This window comes from Haloferax gibbonsii, assembly GCF_001190965.1.
Lineage (GTDB): Archaea > Halobacteriota > Halobacteria > Halobacteriales > Haloferacaceae > Haloferax > Haloferax gibbonsii.
Genome location: NZ_CP011947.1, coordinates 2666584 through 2684339, shown reverse-complemented (window position 1 = coordinate 2684339; position 17756 = coordinate 2666584). Strand labels below are relative to the sequence as shown.

General features: G+C 67.1%; 16 protein-coding genes and 1 tRNA gene. 8 read left to right on the top strand and 9 right to left on the bottom strand.

What is annotated here, in order from left to right:
- Positions 1-12 precede the first annotated feature (12 nt).
- The 4 genes from ABY42_RS13635 to ABY42_RS13620 all read right to left on the bottom strand — a co-directional run bounded on the left by ABY42_RS13635 (position 13) and on the right by ABY42_RS13620 (position 4745).
- Complete coding sequence (locus ABY42_RS13635; protein ID WP_050459762.1) at positions 13-1677, bottom strand: FAD-dependent monooxygenase; 1665 nt, start codon at positions 1675-1677, stop codon at positions 13-15.
- Complete coding sequence (locus ABY42_RS13630; protein WP_050459761.1) at positions 1674-3401, bottom strand: electron transfer flavoprotein subunit alpha/FixB family protein; 1728 nt, start codon at positions 3399-3401, stop codon at positions 1674-1676. Before ABY42_RS13630 ends, ABY42_RS13635 begins: the two co-directional genes overlap by 4 nt.
- Before the next feature lie 2 nt (positions 3402-3403).
- The gene (locus ABY42_RS13625) at positions 3404-4285 is read right to left on the bottom strand and encodes an electron transfer flavoprotein subunit beta/FixA family protein (protein WP_049905054.1); all 882 of its coding nucleotides are present in this window, start codon (positions 4283-4285) and stop codon (positions 3404-3406) included.
- Positions 4286-4415: 130 nt separating this feature from the next.
- Positions 4416-4745 (bottom strand): 4Fe-4S dicluster domain-containing protein, encoded by a 330-nt coding sequence (locus ABY42_RS13620; protein ID WP_004974610.1) that lies wholly within the window; start codon positions 4743-4745, stop codon positions 4416-4418.
- Between the two features lie 169 nt (positions 4746-4914).
- On the opposite strand from ABY42_RS13620, the gene ABY42_RS13615 reads away from it, so the two are divergent.
- Positions 4915-5394 carry a DUF456 domain-containing protein gene (locus ABY42_RS13615; RefSeq protein WP_004974612.1) on the top strand — a complete coding sequence of 160 codons (480 nt, stop codon included), beginning with the start codon at positions 4915-4917 and terminating at the stop codon, positions 5392-5394.
- A 28-nt stretch (positions 5395-5422) separates the two neighbouring features.
- Here the strand turns inward: ABY42_RS13615 and ABY42_RS13610 are convergent, their stop codons facing one another.
- The 4 genes from ABY42_RS13610 to ABY42_RS13595 all read right to left on the bottom strand — a co-directional run bounded on the left by ABY42_RS13610 (position 5423) and on the right by ABY42_RS13595 (position 10443).
- Positions 5423-6082 carry a cyclase family protein gene (locus tag ABY42_RS13610; protein WP_050459760.1) on the bottom strand — a complete coding sequence of 220 codons (660 nt, stop codon included), beginning with the start codon at positions 6080-6082 and terminating at the stop codon, positions 5423-5425.
- A gap of 66 nt (positions 6083-6148) precedes the next feature.
- Entirely contained in the window at positions 6149-7861 is a 1713-nt protein-coding gene (locus ABY42_RS13605; protein ID WP_050459759.1) for a glutamate--tRNA ligase, read from the bottom strand.
- 183 nt (positions 7862-8044) lie between these two features.
- Entirely contained in the window at positions 8045-9091 is a 1047-nt protein-coding gene (gene idsA3 / locus ABY42_RS13600; protein WP_004974617.1) for a geranylfarnesyl diphosphate synthase, read from the bottom strand.
- Positions 9091-10443, bottom strand: a complete 1353-nt coding sequence (locus tag ABY42_RS13595) for a ribonuclease J (RefSeq protein ID WP_004974618.1) — start codon at positions 10441-10443, stop codon at positions 9091-9093. Before ABY42_RS13595 ends, idsA3 begins: the two co-directional genes overlap by 1 nt.
- Before the next feature lie 380 nt (positions 10444-10823).
- Between ABY42_RS13595 and ABY42_RS13590 the strand changes: the two genes are divergently transcribed.
- From ABY42_RS13590 to purF, 3 genes are all read left to right on the top strand, one after another.
- The gene (locus ABY42_RS13590) at positions 10824-11054 is read left to right on the top strand and encodes an LSM domain-containing protein (protein WP_004042938.1); all 231 of its coding nucleotides are present in this window, start codon (positions 10824-10826) and stop codon (positions 11052-11054) included.
- Positions 11051-11227, top strand: coding sequence for a 50S ribosomal protein L37e (locus tag ABY42_RS19085; RefSeq protein WP_004042936.1), 177 nt, complete (start codon positions 11051-11053; stop codon positions 11225-11227). Before ABY42_RS13590 ends, ABY42_RS19085 begins: the two co-directional genes overlap by 4 nt.
- 404 nt (positions 11228-11631) lie before the next feature.
- Positions 11632-13113, top strand: a complete 1482-nt coding sequence (purF, locus tag ABY42_RS13585) for an amidophosphoribosyltransferase (protein WP_050459758.1) — start codon at positions 11632-11634, stop codon at positions 13111-13113.
- A 366-nt stretch (positions 13114-13479) separates the two neighbouring features.
- Here the strand turns inward: purF and ABY42_RS13580 are convergent, their stop codons facing one another.
- Positions 13480-14040 carry a DUF420 domain-containing protein gene (locus ABY42_RS13580; RefSeq protein ID WP_050459757.1) on the bottom strand — a complete coding sequence of 187 codons (561 nt, stop codon included), beginning with the start codon at positions 14038-14040 and terminating at the stop codon, positions 13480-13482.
- 143 nt (positions 14041-14183) lie between these two features.
- Between ABY42_RS13580 and ABY42_RS13575 the strand changes: the two genes are divergently transcribed.
- The 4 genes from ABY42_RS13575 to ABY42_RS13560 all read left to right on the top strand — a co-directional run bounded on the left by ABY42_RS13575 (position 14184) and on the right by ABY42_RS13560 (position 17752).
- A tRNA-Leu gene (locus ABY42_RS13575) sits at positions 14184-14268 on the top strand.
- 496 nt (positions 14269-14764) lie between these two features.
- On the top strand, positions 14765-15286 hold the full coding sequence (locus ABY42_RS13570; RefSeq protein WP_050459756.1) for a helix-turn-helix domain-containing protein: 522 nt from the start codon (positions 14765-14767) through the stop codon (positions 15284-15286).
- A 35-nt stretch (positions 15287-15321) separates the two neighbouring features.
- Complete coding sequence (locus ABY42_RS13565) at positions 15322-16512, top strand: serine-tRNA(Ala) deacylase AlaX (protein WP_050459755.1); 1191 nt, start codon at positions 15322-15324, stop codon at positions 16510-16512.
- A gap of 94 nt (positions 16513-16606) precedes the next feature.
- A complete protein-coding gene (locus ABY42_RS13560) occupies positions 16607-17752 on the top strand; it encodes an acyl-CoA dehydrogenase family protein (RefSeq protein ID WP_004974628.1) in 1146 nt (381 codons plus the stop codon).
- The last annotated feature ends 4 nt before the right edge of the window (positions 17753-17756 follow it).

Here is a 17756-nt window from a genome sequence, read left to right as displayed (position 1 = left end):
GTCTCACCTCCGTCACCCCCACTTGAACTCGACGCCCTTGTCGCCGCGCGGGTGGGTCCACTCGGTGTCGGCGACGACGGCGCAGGTGCCGCACTCGACGCAGGGCTGGGTGTCGAGGCTGACGACGCGCTCTTCCGAGCCGTTGGTCCGGACGACTTCCTCGCGGTAACAGCCGCCGCCGAAGTCGACCGCCGAGACGGGACAGGCCGCAACCGCGGCCCCGCTGGCCTCGTAGGACTCGTCGCGGAGCGTGATGTGCGGGTTGCCGATGTCGGTGTCGTAGGTCAACCCGCCGATGCGGGCTTCGAGGTCCGGCGGCGTCACCGAGCTCTGGTCGCGGACCCGCGTCCCCAACTCCTCGGCGATGACCGTCGGGAGCGTGACGTAGGGCGTCCGCGTGTCCGGCATCAGCGCCGACAGCGTCGGGACGTTGTAGAGCCGTTCGAGCCGCCCCGAGAGCGCGCGGATGCCGGCGCGCCCGACCGGCGAGGTGAGCACGGTGTCGACCACGTCGGTCACGCCGTCGTCTTCGGCCACGCCGCGGAGCAGTTCGTAGCCGCGGGGCCGGAGCTTCTTCATCACTCCCTCGCTCCGGAGCTTGCGGGCGTAGCGAGTCCCCGCTTTCTCGGGCTCGTTGCGCGATTTGGCCTGCGCGTACGCCTCCGCCGCGAGTGCGCCCGCCGTGACGGCGTGGTTCATGCCCTTGATTATCGGTCCCTGCGCCTGCATCTGACCGGCCGCGTCGCCGACGAGGAGCAGGCGGCCGAAGTGCGGTTCGCGCAGGGCGACCTTCTTCGAGTCGGGCACGAGCTTCGCGCTGTATTCCAGTTCGGTGTAGTCGTCGCCGAGCCACTGCGCGAGCAGCGGGTGGGTCAGGAGAGCGTCGAGGAGCTGGTGTGGTTCGGCCTCCTCCGCGACGAGGCTGTCGAGGTGGAACACCGTCCCGAGCGACAGCGTGTCGCGGTTCGTGTAGAGGAAACCGCCGCCCCGGACGCCCTCGAAGAGGTCGCCAGAGAACAGGTGCGCCGCGCCCTCGTCTTCCGCCACGTCGAACCGGTCGGCGATGGCGTCCTCCGGCATGTCGACAACGGCCTTGACGCCCTGGAACCACTCGTCGGGCTCGTCCCAGTCCATCAGGCCTGCGTCGCGAGCGAGTTCGGAGTTCACCCCGTCGGCCGCGACGATGATGTCGGCGGTTATCGGGTCGAGTTCGTCCAGCGTGACGCCGACGATGCGGCCCTCCTCGCGGAGCAGGCCGTTGACGTGGACGCCCGTCAGGAGGCCGCCGCCGGTCTCGCGGGTCCGCTCGTGGACGCGGTCTTCGAGCCACGAGTCCATCTTTCGCCGGAGGACGGAGTCGGACCACTCGGTGTCGTGTTCGTGGAGGTCCGTGAGGTCGAACGACTCGACCTTGTCGCCGGCGATGTTGTGGATGCGATACTTCGTGATGGGCCGCTCGGCGGCCGCCTCCCGGAACCCCGGAAAGAGGTCGTCGATGGTGTACGGCGCGGACTCCTCGGCGTAGATGAGCCCGCCCGAGACGTTCTTCGACCCGGCCTCGACGCCGCGTTCGAGGACGAGCGTCTCGATGCCGTAGTTGGCGAACGTCGCGGCCGCCGCCGCGCCGCCGGGTCCGGCCCCGACGACGAGCGCTTCGTAGTGTTCGTAGTCGCTCATCGTGACTCACCTCGGTCGTCTTCGGCCGCGCCATCGTCCGGCGTTCCGGTCGGCGCGGTACCCCCGTCGCTCGCCACCGCCGCCTCGAACCGACCCTCCTTGAGCGCCGTCGTCAGCCGCGGCAGCACCTCGAACAGGTCGCCCTCGATGAAGTAGTCCGAGAAGTCGCGGATGCGGGCGTCGGGGTCGGTGTTGACGGCGACGATGGTGTCGGACTCGTCCATGCCGACCTTGTGTTGGACCGCGCCGGAGATGCCCGCCGCGACGTAGAGCTTCGGCGCGACGACCTGTCCGGTCTCGCCTATCTGCCTGTCCTCGTGGGTGTACTGCTCGACGTGGCCGTCGAAGTTGAACGACCCCGTGACGATGCCGCGGGTGACGCCCACCTCGGCGTCCTCGAACTGACCGGCGAGGTCCAAGGCGAGTTCGATGCCCTTCGTCGGGTCGTCGCCGATGCCGCGGCCGACCGCGACGATGACGTCGTGGCCGGTCAGGTCGATACCCTCGTCGAGCTGGTCGAAGTCGGTGACGGTGACGCGGAACCAGTCGTCGTCGAGCGGGGCGTCGTGTTCGACCACGAGGCCCTCGCGCTCGGCGTCGGGTTCGGGCAGGTCGAAGCTCCCCGGGATGACCGACGCGCCCTGCGGGTGGAACTCCCGCGTCGGGTTGTCGATACAGAGGATGGTCGAGTACTCGAAGCCGGAGAAGTCCGGGCGCTTCATGTGCAGGACGCGCTGGAACTCCTTTTTCTCGCCGGCGACGCCGGTCTTGACGGGGTTCGAGATGACCTCCTCCGTGATGTAGAGCCCCGAGCAGTCGCTGGCGAGGCCGGAGTCGAGTTCGGCCTGCACGAGCGCCGAGAGGTCCCGGCCGTTGTTCGTCGCCGGGAACAGCACGTACCGCGGCTTGTCGTAGTCGCGCCACGGCTCGTCGCGGCCGCCTCGGACCTCGAAGTTCTCGTGGGTCGCCCCCGCGCGGGCCATGTCGCAGAATATCTCGGTGTACGGCTTGTGCTGGAAGCGTTCGAGCCGGGCGTCCTCGCGGACGACGACCACGTCCGCGCCGTAGGCGATGACGTCCTCGACGTGCTTCGACACGTCGGAGCCGATGAGGACCGCGACGACCCGCTCGTCGGTCGTGTAGTCGTCGTTGTAGGTGTCCATCAGGTCGCGGGCCTTGCCGAGCATCTCCTTGGACACGTCCACGAGTTCGCCCGCCTGCGTCTCGCAGTAGACCCACATGTCGCGGTAGGTCCCCCCGTGGAGCGACCGGACGTGCCGCTTGTCCCGGGTCGGGTGGTCGAGGTCCGGGTGGCGCTCCTCGGGCGGCCGGTCGTCCACCTCGATTTCCGTGTCCTCCTCGTCGCTTCCCTTCACGGAGTCGATGCGGCTTCTGATGAGCCGCTTCACCGAGTCGCGGTCCTCGCCGGCCTCCTCGCGTTCGAGGAGGGATTCGAGGTCCGAGACCTCCTCGACGCTCTGGAGGGCGTTTCCGACCTCCGCGGTGCTCATCGACGCGAGGTCCATCTCGTCGGCGTCGGCCGGCTCGTCGTCGTCCTCGGAGAACTTCTCGATGCGGCTCTCGATGAGGGCGATGGCCGGCGCGCGGTTCTGTCCGCGGTGTTCCGCCTGTAGAATCTCCTCTAACTCGCCGAGGTCGTCGATGTCCTTGATGGCCGGGCCGAGCTCCGAAATCTCGTAGTCGCCGGGGTCGAAGTCGGTCACGCTCAGTCACCCCCCGCGGCCGCGGCGTCGCCGGCGTCGTCGCCGACCGCCGACTGCATCGCCCCCAGCACGTCCTGCATGGCACCCGTATCCTCCGGGTCGACCATCGTCGCCTCCCGCTCCGCCGGGGCCTTCGGGATCGGGTCGACCGACGAGACGATGGTCGGCGAGCCGTCGAGGCCGATGTAGTCCGGGTCGACGTTGATGTCGGCGTGGTCCCGCACCGTCAGGTGCTCCTCGTAGTTCTCGGCGCGCGCTCGGGTCTCCTCGCGCAGGTCCTTCAGCGTCAGCCGCTCGCCCGCCGTCCGATACGACGGCTCGAACTCGGGGTCCGCGACGACGAACGCCGGAAGCTCCGTCTCGACGGTCTCTATCTCCTCGATGTCGCCTTCGACCAGTCGCTTGGCGCGCAGCGTCCCCTCCGCTTCGTCGATGTCGAGGGAGATGACGTGCGTGACGAGCGGCATGTCGAGACACCAGTTCGTCTGCGGACCGGTGTGGCCCGTCTCCCCGTCCGCGGTCTTGAACCCGGCGAACACCACGTCCGGCTCGCCGAGCGTTTCGATGCCCGCGCTGAGCGTGATGGCCGTCGCCCACGTGTCGGCGGCCGCCATCTCGCGGTCCGAGACGAGGTGGAGGTCGTCGGCGTACACCGTCTCCATCGCCTCGCGTAACACCTCCTTGTACCCCGGCGGCCCCATGCTCATCACGCTCACTCGCCCGCCGTGTCGAACCCGCGTCTGCAGCGCCGCCTCCAGCGCGAAGCGGTCGTTCGGATTCATCACTGTGGGCGTCTTCCCCCGTTCGAGGTGCCCGTCCTCGTCGAACGATACCTGGCCCTCCCGGAAGTCGGGCACGCCTTTGGTAAGTACCACCATGTGCATTGAGAACACTCTCCAGTTAATGCTAGCTCATATTCATAATAATCTTTTGTACTAGGTGGGCGGAATGTCCGCGCCGCTCATCGGCGTCTTCCTCGGCGGTCACGCCCGCAAAAAATCGGGGTTTCTTCCCTCAGATGCGTCCCGCTCGCCCGGGGTCGACGTCGATGGCGTCGACCGGGCAGACGTCGACACAGAGCATGCAGTCGATGCACTGGTCTTCGTGGGTCGGTTCGGCCTTGATGTCGGACTCCGGGTGCCCCGGCGTGTCGACCCAGGTGAACACGTCCACGGGGCAGTCCTCCAGACACGCTCCGTCGGCGAGACAGATGTCGAAGTCCACCGCGACGTGCGTGCCGTGGATGCCGTGTTTCTCCGGCGGGTCGACCGGTCCCCAGACGGCCACGCCGTTTTCCTCTCCGACCTTCTCCCTGTTTGTCTCGAACTGCGGGTCGATAGCCATGACTCTTAGTGACATATTTCGGTAGAGGCAATAAACTATCCCCCGAACGGGGGGAAACCGGGCGACGCGGCGCGCGAGTGAGAACCCGGTCACACCCGCCGTCCTCCCGCCGCGGCCTCGACGCGCCCACTCGGTGGGGTGAATAGCCCCCGGCCCGAACCACCCCGGTATGGACGTGTTCCTCTGGGTCGCGCTCGCCCTCCTGGTCCTCGGCGTCGTCGGGAGCGTACTTCCGCTGCTCCCCGGCGCGCTCCTCTCCGTGCTCGGCGTGGTCGTCTACTGGGTATCGACCGGCTTTTCGGACCCCGGACCCATCGCGTTCGTCGGTCTCACCCTCGTCGGCCTCGTCGCGCTCGTCACCGACTACGCCGGCGGGATGGTCGCCGCGCGGTTCGGCGGCGCGTCGACCCGAACGTCGATTGTCGCCGGAGTCGCCGGCTTCCTGCTCATGTTCCTCATCGGCCCGCTCGGCATCTTCGTCGGCGTCGCGGGCACGGTCTTCGCCCTCGAATACCTCGAACACCAAGACGCGGAAGAGAGCGGTCGGCGAGCCCTCGTCGCCACGGTCGGCGTCCTCGCCACCGCGGCGGTGCAGGCGCTGTTGACGTTCTCGATGCTCGTCGGCTTCGTCCTCGTCGTGGTGCTCTAACGCCGGCCGACTCCGCTTCGCTCCCGAGTTACCGCTCGTCTCGACGCCGAATCAGCCCCGTCTCCGCGTCGGCGACGACCCGAGCGGGCGCGCCGTCGGCGTCCACGCGCAGCGGCATGACGTATAAATCGAACGTCCGGTCGGTCGGCAGCGCGTCCAACCCGCGGAGGTTCTCGACGACGAGCAGTCCCGCCCCGAGAATCGCGTGGTGCGCCGGGACGCCGTCGCCGCCGGTCGGGTCCGGGCTGAGCGCGTCGATGCCGACCGAGAGCCCCCGTTCTGCGCAGGCTCTGGCCGTCTCGGGCGCGAGCGCCGGGTGGTCGGGCATGCGTTCCGTCCCCCACTCGTCCTCCCAACCGGTTCGGAACACGAGGAAGTCCACGCGCGGTTCGAGGTGTTCGGGAATCGCGTCCGGCCCGATTCGACCGCGGGGGCCCGCGTCTCGGCAGTCGGCGACCCGAGCGGTGAACCGGAGTTCCTCGACCGGGAAGTCGTCGAGCGTCGCGCCGTCCAGTTCGGTGTGTGCGGGCGCATCGACGTGCGTTCCGGCGTGCGTCCCGAGTTCGAGCCGCGAGACGCGGTAGCCGTCGGCCTCGAAGTCGGCGTGCGACTCGACGGCGACGGGCGGGTCGCCGGGGTACGTCGGCATCCCGGTCTCGACGCGTCGGGTGAGGTCGAGGAGGGTCATACCGTCCCTTAGGCGGGGGTGGGTAAAACGAGTGTTCGTGTCGAGAGCGACTGTCCGTCGCTCAGTTCACTTGTGCGCGAAGTAGACGACGGTCTCGTCGTCGCCGCGGTCGTCCACGCGGACGAAGCCGACGCGCTCGAACTGGACGAGTTCGTCCTCGGGCACGTCGCCGAAGTCGGGTTCAGCGACGCCCGTCACGTCGCCGTCCATGGTGCGCATGCGGACCGGGACGCCGTCGGTCGGTGCCCAGTGAATCACGGCCACGTCGCCCTCGCGGACCACGTCGAGGTCGTCGCCGGTGGCGACGAGCGAGTCGCCCTCGCGGCGGACCGCGCCGAAGCCCTTCAGCCAGACGCGCTCGCCCTCGGCGGGCACGTCGCCCGATTCGAGGAGGACGCTGTCGCCGACCGGGATGTCGCGGGTGCCGCGCTCCTCGAAACTCGGGTGGAGCGGCGGGTGGGCGCTGTCGGGGCCGCCCTCGACGGCGAACCCCTCCCCGTCCCGAACGAGGAAGTAGCGGTCCGTCTCGTCGTCGACGAGGTCGCGGTTGTTCGCGTAGACCGTGGACATCGAGAGGTCGACGTTCGACGTGGAGGTGCCGAGGCCGACCATCGCGCCCACGATGGCCTGTCCGCGGATGCCGCGGCGGCGGAGGCTCTTGATGGTCGGCACGCGCGGGTCGTCCCAGCCTTCGACCTCGCCCGCGTCGATGAGCTCCTTGATGCTCGACGTGGACATCTTCACGTCGTAGGCGTCGACCTGCACGTGGCCCCAGTGGACGACCTCGGGGTAGTCCCAGCCGAAGTAGTCGTAGACGAACTGCTGGCGCTTCGCGGAGTCCTGCAGGTCGATGCCGCGGATGATGTGGGTGACGCCCGTGAGGTGGTCGTCGACGCCGGACTGGAAGTCGAGCATCGGCCACGCGCGGTAGTCGGCCGCCTCCTCGCGGGGGTGCGGCGTGTCTATCATGCGGAAGGCGACCCAGTCGCGCAGCGCGGGGTTCTTGTGTTCGATGTCGGTCTTGACGCGGAGGACCATCTCGCCCGAACTGTACTCGCCTTCGACCATGTCCTCGAACTCCTCGCGGGTCGTCTCGGGGTCCTTGTCGCGGTGGGGACACGGCTTCCCGTCGTTCTTCAGGTTCGAGAACGCCTCGCCCGAACACGAGCAGGTGTACGCGCCGCCCATCTCGATGAGTTCGCGGGCGTAGTCGTAGTACGTCTCCACCCGGTCGGAGGCGCGAATCACGTCGTCGGGCTCGAACCCGAGGTAGTCGATGTCGTCGAGGATGGCGTCGTACGCCGTCAGGTCCGGCCGCTTCGTCTCCGGGTCGGTGTCGTCGAACCGGACGATGAAGGAGCCGTCGTACATCTCCTTGTACGTCCCGATGACCGCGGGCATGCGGGCGTGGCCGAGGTGCCACGGGCCGTTGGGGTTCGGCGCGGCGCGCATGCGGACCTCGTCGTACTCCTCGACGTTGGGGAGGTCGGGGAGAAGCGACTCGTCCGCTTCCTCCTCGGCTTCCATCTCGGCGAGTTCCTCGGGCGCGAGGTCTTCGAGTCGGTCGCGCTTTTCACCCGCCGACAGCCGGTTGACCTCGGCGACGACGGGACCGATGAGTCCCGGAATCTCGCCGCCGTGCTGTCTGAAGTCGGGGTTTTCGCCCATCAGCGGGCCCATAATCGCGCCCACGTCGGCGTCGCTGTCGTGTTTGACCGCATTGAGAAGCGCGTGCTTTTCGGCCTCTCGCTCGATGCGCTCTCGAAGCTCGTCGTCCATTACCGTTGGCTTCCGCGGCGCGCCTAAAAACAGGCCCGGATTGCGGGGAAGGGTCCTCGCGCGGGCAGGGGTACGTGGGATGTTAGCACTTCAGAGCAAATATGCGTTACGGCGGCGGGGCTCGGGAGGCGGACGGACCGAAGAGAAATCCTCGTGGCCGCGGTTCGCGGGCGCGTCGCGCTCTCAGTAGCCGCGGGTGATGAGGTAGTCCGCGATGTCGCAGAGCAGCTCGCGGGCCTCGTTGTCCGGGAGGACGTCGAGCCGCGACTTGGCCTGTTCGGTGAGGTCTTCGGCCATCTCGCGGGCGTAGTCGATGCTGCCCGCCTCGTTCAGTTCGGCGACGGCGGCCTCGACGGCGTCCTCGGTGAGCTCTTCGGCCGTCTCGGCGTCGACGAGGTCGTCCACGTCGATGCCCTGCTGGCGCGCGTGGAGCGAGATGATGGTCTCTTTGTTCTCCACGAGGTCCGAGCCGCGCTGTTTGCCGAGCTGCTCCGACGGCACCGTCAGGTCGAGCACGTCGTCCTGAATCTGGAACGCGCTGCCGGACTCGATGCCGTACTGGTAGAGCGCCTCGACGACGTCGTCGTCCGCGCCCATGACGACCGCCGGAACGGCGGCCGCGGTCCCGTAGAGGACCGCCGTCTTCAGTTCGACCATCTGGAGGTACTCGTCGGGGAGCACCTCGGTGCGGCGCTCGAACTCGATGTCGAGCGCCTGCCCCTCGCAGATCTGCGTGCAGGTGGTCGCGAGTCGGCGGACGGCTTCGAGGCCGTCGGCGGGGTCAGCGCCGGTCTTCGTCAGGAGTTCGAACGCCTTGGCGTACAGCGTGTCGCCGGCGAGGATGGCGGTCGAGTTGTCGTACTCCTTGTGGACCGCCGGAACGCCGCGACGGAGGTCGTCGTCGTCCATGATGTCGTCGTGGATGAGCGTGAACGACTGGATGACCTCGATGCTCACGGCCGCGACCATCACGTCGATGGGGTCGCCCGCGAGCGTCGGGAACGCCCGGTAGTCCTCCGACATCGGTTCGACGTCCGCGAGGGACTCCGCGGTCAGGAGTGAGACGGTCGGCCGGAGGCGCTTGCCGCCGGCTTTCAGGAGGTACCGGGAGGCCTCGTAGAGCCGTTCGGGCTCGGCCATCGGCACGTCCTCGTCGAGCGCGTCGTTGACGAGTTCGCGCCGCTCGCGAATCGCCTCGAGCACCCGCTTTTCCGTCGCGTCGGGAGTCATCACTCCACCAGCTGAATCATGTTTCCGTTCCGCGTGACGTGGACGTCGCGACCGAGGGCGTAGCCCTGACTCTCGGCGAGGTCCACGTACGGAGCGAAGCCTTTCAGGTTCTGGTGAGCCGGGATGACGTGCTGGGGCTGGAGCGCCTGCAGCATCTCGTAGTGCCCCTCTTCGCGGAGGTGGCCCGAGACGTGAATCTCGTCGTAGATGCGCGCGCCCTGCATGCGCAGGAGGCGCTCGGACTGGTAGCGCTGGCCCTCGTTCGTCGGCTCCGGGATGACCCGCGCCGAGAAGATGACCTTGTCGCCGTCGTCGATCTCGTACGGCGTCTCGCCGCGGCCCATGCGGGTGAGCATCGCGCGCGGCTCGCCCTGGTGGCCCGTGACGATGGGCAGGTAGTTCTCCTTGCCCTCCTTCATGATTCGCTTGAAGGTGCGGTCGACGGACTTGCGGTGGCCGTACATCCCGAGGTCGTCGGGGAGGTCGACGAAGCCGAGGCGCTCGGCGGTGCCGGAGTACTTCTCCATCGAGCGACCGAGGAGGACCGGCTGGCGGCCGATGTCCTTGGCGAACTCGACGAGCGAGGAGACCCGGGAGATGTGCGACGAGAACGTCGTCGCCACGATGCCGCCGTCGTAGTCCTCGACGGAGGTCATCACGTCTTTGAGGTGGCGGCGCGCGACGGACTCGGAGGGCGTGCGGCCCTTCCGGCCGGCGTTCGTACAGTCTTCGATGTACGCGAGCACGCCGTTGCCCTCGCGACCGATTTCGCGGAAGCGCTTCATGTCGATGGGGTCTTCGAGGACCGGCGAGTGGTCCATGCGCTTGTCGAGACCGTAGACGACGGCGCCCTCGGGCGTGTGGACGACCGGGTTGATGGCGTCGATGATGGAGTGGGTGACGTGGACGAATTCGAGTTCCACGTTGCCGGAATCGCCGATGGACATCGTCTCGCCGGCTTCCATCTTGACGAGGTCGTTGTTGACGTTGAACTTGTTCTCGCCTTCGATCTGCTGTTTCACCAGTTCGATGGTGAAGGGCGTGGCGACGACGGGGGCGTCGTAGCGGTGGGCGAGCTTGGAGATGGCACCGATGTGGTCGAGGTGACCGTGCGTGGGGACGATGGCCTGCACGTCTCCTTCGAGGTCGCTCATGACCCGGTCGTCCGGGATAGCGCCCATGTCGATGAGGTCGAGGCTGTGCATCTTTTCGGTCTCGACGTTGTCGTGGATGAGGACCTGCGACAGGTTGAGACCCATGTCGAAGACGACGACGTCGTCTCCGGCACGGACGGCCGTCATCTGACGGCCGACTTCTTCGTATCCGCCTATGGTTGCGATTTCGATTTCCATGGTTTGTGTCTCGATATTCCGAGCATCGAAAGCCACGATGTGGCGAAGGTGCTCACGGAAAGACGGGTGTCTGGGGGCCACCGGCCCCGGCGTCTTGCAGCTCGTCGGTCGAATGACCCCGCGTACGAGACGGCCCGAACCGGTCGAACTGGGCGCGCCCGCACTTACCCGCGGGTTTCTGGTACTGAGTTCTACTCACGGGGGTACTAAAAACTACGTGGGTTCACCGCGCCCGCACGCCCGGGCTCGTGAGAGAACGTCTCACGTGACCCGGTTTTTCCTCCGTTCGACGACGATTTCGACCCGGACGGTCGGATTCGACGGCCATCTCGCACTGTCGGTCCGGCACATTTAAGATAACTACGAGACGGGTTTGATGCATGAGCGGCCGACCCCTCGACGTCCTCGAAGCGTCACTCGACGAGCCGGTGACGGTTCTCCTCAAGGACGGAAACGCGTACTTCGGCGTCCTCGCTGGTTACGACCAGCACATGAACGTCGTACTCGAAGAAGCGCTGGACGAAGACACCGTGCCCGGGGATATCGAACTCGAGCAAGTCCAAGACACAACCATTATACGCGGCGATAACGTCGTCACCATCAAAGCATGACGGGTGCAGGAACCCCTAGCCAAGGAAAGAAGAACAAGACGACGCACGTCAAGTGCCGTCGCTGCGGCGAGAAGTCCTACCACGTGAAGAAGAAGGTCTGCTCGTCTTGCGGCTTCGGTAAGTCGAAGAAGCGTCGGAGCTACGCCTGGCAGTCGAAGTCCGGCGACAACTAACGACTCTCGACGGTCTCTGACCGTCTCTGTCTTCTCTCTCGCCGTCTGCGGCGAGAACGAACCCGCGTTCCTGACTCCCGGTTTGTCCCCGCGCCCGTGACACTCGCTAGCACCGAGTACGGCGTCGCTCTCCGCCCGTCACGCCCGAGTTCCTTCCTCGTGTGCTCCGGTTCCCCGAACTGTCACTTCATCTCGTCACCGCCCTCGACTGGTTCGGTTTACCTCCGTTCTCAGCCCTCGCCGTCCGTGCGCCGCATCGTCCGACTCCTCGTCGAATCCCCGCCCCACCGAGCGGTCACCACCGCGCACGATGTATGCACTTCTATGCATATTTACCGGTTACTGAACCCGTCGTTACTGCATAAGGACGGGTTTTTTACCCCCTCGACTCTCTACCATCTTCCATGGTAACTGGGCGGGACGACTCCCACCACCACATCGGCGGACCGACCGAGAAGTGCGGTGTCGTCGGCGTCGCACTCGGCGGTCGAGACGCCGCACGACCCCTGTACTACTCGCTGTACGCCCTCCAGCACCGGGGCCAAGAGTCCGCAGGCATCGTCACCCACGACGGGTTCCAACAGCACAGTCACGTCCAGATGGGGCTCGTCGGCGACGCGTTCGGCGCCGACGACCTCGACGGCCTGAAGGGCGAGGCGGGCATCGGCCACGTCCGCTACCCCACCGCCGGCGACGTGTCGAAGTCGTGCGCCCAGCCGTTCGCCGTCTCGTTCAAGTCGGGGTCGCTCGGGCTCGCGCACAACGGCAACCTCGTCAACGCCGACGAACTCCGCGACGAACTGGAGAACTTCGGTCACGCCTTCACCTCCACGGGCGACACCGAGGTCATCGCCCACGACCTCGCGCGCAATCTCCTCGAAGAGGACCTCGTCCGCGCCGTCAAGCGGACTATGGAGCGCATCCACGGCTCGTACGCGCTCACCATCATGCACGACGAGACGGTCCTCGGCGTGCGTGACCCCGAAGGGAACCGTCCGCTCTGTATCGGCAAACTCGACGACGGCTACGTGCTCGCCTCCGAGTCGGCCGCCATCGACACGCTCGACGGCGAACTCGTCCGCGACGTGAAACCGGGCGAACTCGTCGTCCTCGACCCCGACGGAAGCGGCTTCGACTCGTATCAACTGGTCGAACGCGACAACACGGCCCACTGCTTTTTCGAACACATCTACTTCGCCCGCCCGGACTCCGTGATGAACGACACGCTCGTCTACGAGGTCCGCCGCGGGCTCGGCCGGAAGCTCTGGGAGGAAAACGGCGTCGACACCGACGTGGTCATGCCCGTTCCCGACTCGGGCCGCGCGTTCGCCTCCGGCTACGCGGAGGCCGCCCAAGAGGACGACGCGACCGTCGAGTTCGCCGAGGGACTGATGAAGAACCGCTACGTCGGCCGGACGTTCATCATGCCGACCCAAGACGAGCGCGAGCGCGCCGTCCGCCTCAAGCTCAACCCCATCAAGAGCACCGTCGAGGGCAAGTCCGTGACGCTCATCGACGACAGCATCGTCCGCGGGACGACCTCGAATCAGCTCGTCCAACTGCTGTACGACGCCGGCGCGACCGAGGTCCACATGCGCATCGGCGCGCCGCCCATCGTCGCGCCCTGTTACATGGGCATCAACATGGCCACCCGCGAGGAACTCATCGCCTCGGACAAGTCGGTCGAGGAGGTCCGCGACACCATCGACGCCGACAGTCTCGGCTACCTCTCTATCGACGCCGTCGCCGAAGTGCTCGAAAAGTCCCGCGCCGACCTCTGTCTCGGCTGTGTCACCGGCGAGTACCCGTACGACATCGACGGCGAGGAGACCGACCGCGACGTGAGCCGGCCCGTCGTCGGTGCCGAAGCGCCGCTGAGCGACTGAGTTCCGGTTCCGGACCCCGCCGGTTCCGCTCCCGTTCGTCCCCCCACGCCCAACCTATCGCTCCGTCTGACAGTCACCGGGAGCCTCGATAGCATAATCAACGCGGTCTTTCTTGTCTCTCGCACCCGTTGTTCGAACCGTACTCCGACTCGCCGAGGACCGGGTTGCGAGCGGAGTACGGAGTGCGAATCGACGGGGTGGTGGAGCGCCGCGGGAGGGCCCGCACATCCCGTCTCTGTGACCTGCCGGTCGCACCACGTACTACCGCCCGTCCGAATCGGCGGCCCTCGGGCCGCGCGCCCCGCCGCGGGCGTCGGACGGGTACTCCCTTTGAACGCCCGAGCGACGGCGCTCTCCGAACGCGCCTCAGTAGACGACGTAGAGGAGGACGTAGACGACGTTTCCGAGGACGAACGAGACGAGCCACAGCGAGGCCGCGACGCGGCCGAACCGGGCGTGTTCCGTCCCGAAGACCTCGGTTATCGGTCGCGTCAGCGCCAACAGCAGCGCGTAGTAGACGACGGGGACACAGACGACGGCCAAGAGGATGTGAACCGCCAGCGTCGGGAGGTAGACGAACTGGTAGACCGCGTCGGGGCCGGGGAACTCCGCGGTTCCCTGGACGACGACCTTGTAGAGATAGAGGACGAGAAACGTCGCAAAGAGGAGGAACGAGGCGAGCATCATGCGCCGGTGGCGCTCGATTTCGCCGCGGCGGACGAACCGGACGCCGGCGAGGATGGTGACGATGGCGACGGTGCTGATGACCGCGTTCACGTGCGGAATCGCGTTCAGCACGGCCTCGGGGGCAGTCGGAATCGCGGCGCGGGGGATCGCGCCGAGCGCCGCGCCGAAGACGAGCGCGAGCGACAGCACCGAGAGAATCGCAGTCAGTCCGCGGACGTGGTCGCGTGCTCGGAACTCCATAGGCGTATCCCGGTGCCGCGAGGCCAAAATCGTTCTGTCGCCCGCCCGCGGCACGGCGCCTGCAAACGCCCGACATTGCCGAGGCGAAAGGAAAGTCATTTAAATTACCGCGGGGTAAACGAGAGTGCAGCAAGACACAGCGAGCGTGGGTAGCCAAGCCAGGCCAACGGCGCAGCGTTGAGGGCGCTGTCCTGTAGAGGTCCGCCGGTTCAAATCCGGTCCCACGCATCGCAAGATGCAGGTGACGTCCCTACACGGACATCACCCACGCACAATCCTTCCACGAAACTACACCCCGGAGAGGTTCGCCTCTCTCGGGTTCTCCGAACTATTCTTCGACAGCAAGGGCGCTGTCCTGTAGAGGTCCGCCGGTGAGAATCCGGCTCGCCGGATTCGAACGTCGAGACGAGCGGAGTGAGTCTCGGAAGTTCAAATCCGGTCCCACGCATCGCATGTGCGGACTCACAGTCCGCAATGAGGCGGCGTAGCCGCCGAATGATGCAGGTGACGTCCCTACACGGACATCACCCACGCACAATCCTTCCACGAAACTACACCCCGGAGAGGTACTCCTCTGTGGGTTTCTCTGCACTGCTCCTCGTTGAGGGACACCTCTCCGAACGTCTCGTTATTCACCGGCCAGCGCCCGTGCCGCCCCCGACTTCGACTACCGACCGCCGTCCCGTGCCGCGAGTTTAAAAGGGTCGAACGAGTAACACGCGGCATGGCCAAGTACTCGACGAACCGGGGCGGTGGCGGCGGCGACGGCGACAGTTGCGAACTCTGCGGTCGCAGCACCGCGAAGCTCCGGCGCGCGAACGTGGCCGGCGCGGACCTGTTGGTCTGTCCGGACTGCGCGCCGCACGGCGAGAACCGCCACGCGGACCGAAAAAGCGAGTCGACCGACGCCTCGCGCGACGGCTCCGAGCGGAACCGCAAGAAGCGCGCCGCCCAGCGCACCGCCAAGATGTACGACAGCGCGAAGGGCGATTCCAAACACTGGGAGGAAAAGGGGACGAACTACGAGAAAGACCGGCTCCCCTATCTCGTCTCCGGCTACGGCGGCGTCGTCGAGTCCGCCCGGCAGGACGCCGGCCTCCAGCTCGCCGACCTCGCCGACGAACTCGAACTCGACGAGAAGCAACTGCTCGCCATCGAGCAGGGCCGGGCCACGCGGGCGAACGTCGGCGGCTCGGCCATCCGCGCGCTCGAAGAGCGCCTCGACGTGACCCTCGTCGACGAGTAGCACGATTTTTCTCGGTCGGGCGTCTCGACGCGCATATGTCCGACTCACTCGCACCCGAGTCCCCGACGGTCCGGGCGTTCGACGCGACGGTGGCGCGCGTCGATGGCCGGTCGGTCGTCCTCGACGAGACGTACTTCTACCCCGAAGGCGGCGGTCAGCCCGCCGACCGCGGTGTTCTCGGCGGCGTCGACGTCGAACACGTCCGAAGCGAAGCCGACGGAACGGTCGTCCACGACCTCGCGGCCGACCCCGACTTCGGCGTCGGCGACGAGGTGACCGGCGTCGTCGACGACGACTTCCGGACGTACTGCATGCGGGCGCACACCGCGAGTCACGTGCTCTACGGCGCGGGTCGCCGCATCTTCGACGACCTCGGCTACGGCGGCTTCGACATCTCCGCGGAGAAGGTGCGCGTCGACTTCGAGACCTCGACCGAGGTCGACGACGGCGCGCTCGTCGAACTGGAGCGTCTCGTCAATCGGGCGGTGTGGGACAGCCGCGAGGTGTCGTGGGAGGAGATTCCCGTCTCGGAGGCCCGCGAGCGCGGGGAAATCGCGTTCAACGTCAAGACCGAGGAGGGCGTCTTCTCCGAGTCCGACACCGTTCGGGTCGTCTCCATCGACGGCTGGGACTGGGCGGCCTGCGGCGGGACGCACGTCTCGAACACCGTCGAAATCGGGCCGGTCGAGGTGCTCGGCCGGTCGAACCCCGGCGAGGGACTCACCCGCGTCGAGTTCGCGGTCGGCGCCTCGGCCATCGACCGCCGCGCCGCAGTTCGAACGTCCGCCTACGAGGCCGCCCGAGCGCTCGGAACGAACCTCGACGGTCTCGGGGAGTCGGCCGCCACCGTCGCGGCCGCGCGCGAAGAACTGGAATCCGAACTCGCAGACCTGAAGTCTGAGGTGCTGCGCGCTCGCCTCGACGACTTCGAGACGGTCGAACGCGACGGACTGACGTGGCGGGTCGGTGCGGTCTCCGGCTTCGACGCGAACGAGGTCGGCGACGCGGCCAAGGAGGCCCGCGACGGTGCGGACGTGCTCGTCGCCGTCGGCGAGTCCGACGCCCCGTTCGTCGTCGTCGCCAGCGCCGGCGACGCGGCCGCCGGCGACGTCGTCGCCGAGGTGACAGACGAGTTCGGCGGCGGCGGCGGCGGGGGACCGACCTTCGCGCAGGGCGGCGGTCTCGGCGCGCCGGCCGACGAGGTGCTGGCGTACTTACGCGATTGAGTTGACTCTGGCCACCGATACTGTGTCGTGCTGACGCCCGACGGACGACCGGCGGTTCAATCATCTTTTTCAATGATGGTCCGTACTCATCACCATGGAAACCGTAGGGTCTGCCACGGGTCTGACCGACGAGCAGCGGGCCATTCGCGACGTGGTCCACGAGTTCGCCGTCGAGGAGATTCGCCCGACCGCGCGCGAGGCCGACGAGACGGAGACGTTCCCGGAAGACGTGTGGGACGGCCTCGCCGAACTTGACCTGACCGGCCTGACCGTCCCCGAGGAGTACGGCGGGTTCGGTGCCGACCGCGCCACCTACGCCGTCGTCAACGAGGAGGTCGCCTACGGCCAACTCGCCGTCGCGACCGCGCTCTCCGTGCACTGTCTCGCGACCGAGTGTATCGCGGAGTTCGCCACCGACGAACAGAAAGAGACGTGGCTCCCCGAGATGGCTCGCGGCCGACCGGTCGGCATGTTCGGTCTCTCCGAACCGGACGCCGGGTCGAACCCCGCGGAGATGTCGACAGTCGCCCGACGAGACGGCGACGAGTACGTCATCAACGGCAAAAAGCAGTGGATAACGAACGGCCAGCGCGGCGGCGTCTGCATCCTCTTCGCCAAGACCGACCCCGACGACCCCTCGTCGGTCACGCAGTTCCTCGTCCCGAAGGAGGCCGGCTACGAGGTCGGCAAGAAAGAGGAGAAACTCGGTCTCCGCGCCTCCGACACGACGGCGCTCCTCTTCGACGACGTTCGCATCCCCGCTGAAAACCGACTCACCGAGGAGGGCAAGGGCCTCTCCGCCGCCTTCCGCATCCTGACCGGCGGCCGAATCGGCATCGCCTCGCAGGCCGTGGGACTCGCGCAGGCCGCGCTCGACGACGCCATCGACTACGCCAACGAGCGCGAGCAGTTCGACAAACCCATCTCGAAGATTCAGGCGATTCGCCACAAAATCGCCGACATGGGCACGCAGGTCCACGCCTCGCGGATGCTCGTCCGCGAGGCCGCCCGCGTCGCCGACGCCGGCGACGACCCGCGGACCGCGGCGTCCATCGCGAAGTACTTCGCCAGCGAGGCCGCGGTCGACGTGACGAACGAGGCCGTGCAGGTCCACGGCGGCTACGGCTACACCACCGATTTCGACGTGGAACGCTACTACCGCGACTCGAAGATCACGACCATCTACGAGGGGACCAGCGAGATTCAAAAGGAGATTATCGCGCGGTCGCTCCTCGACTGAGCGG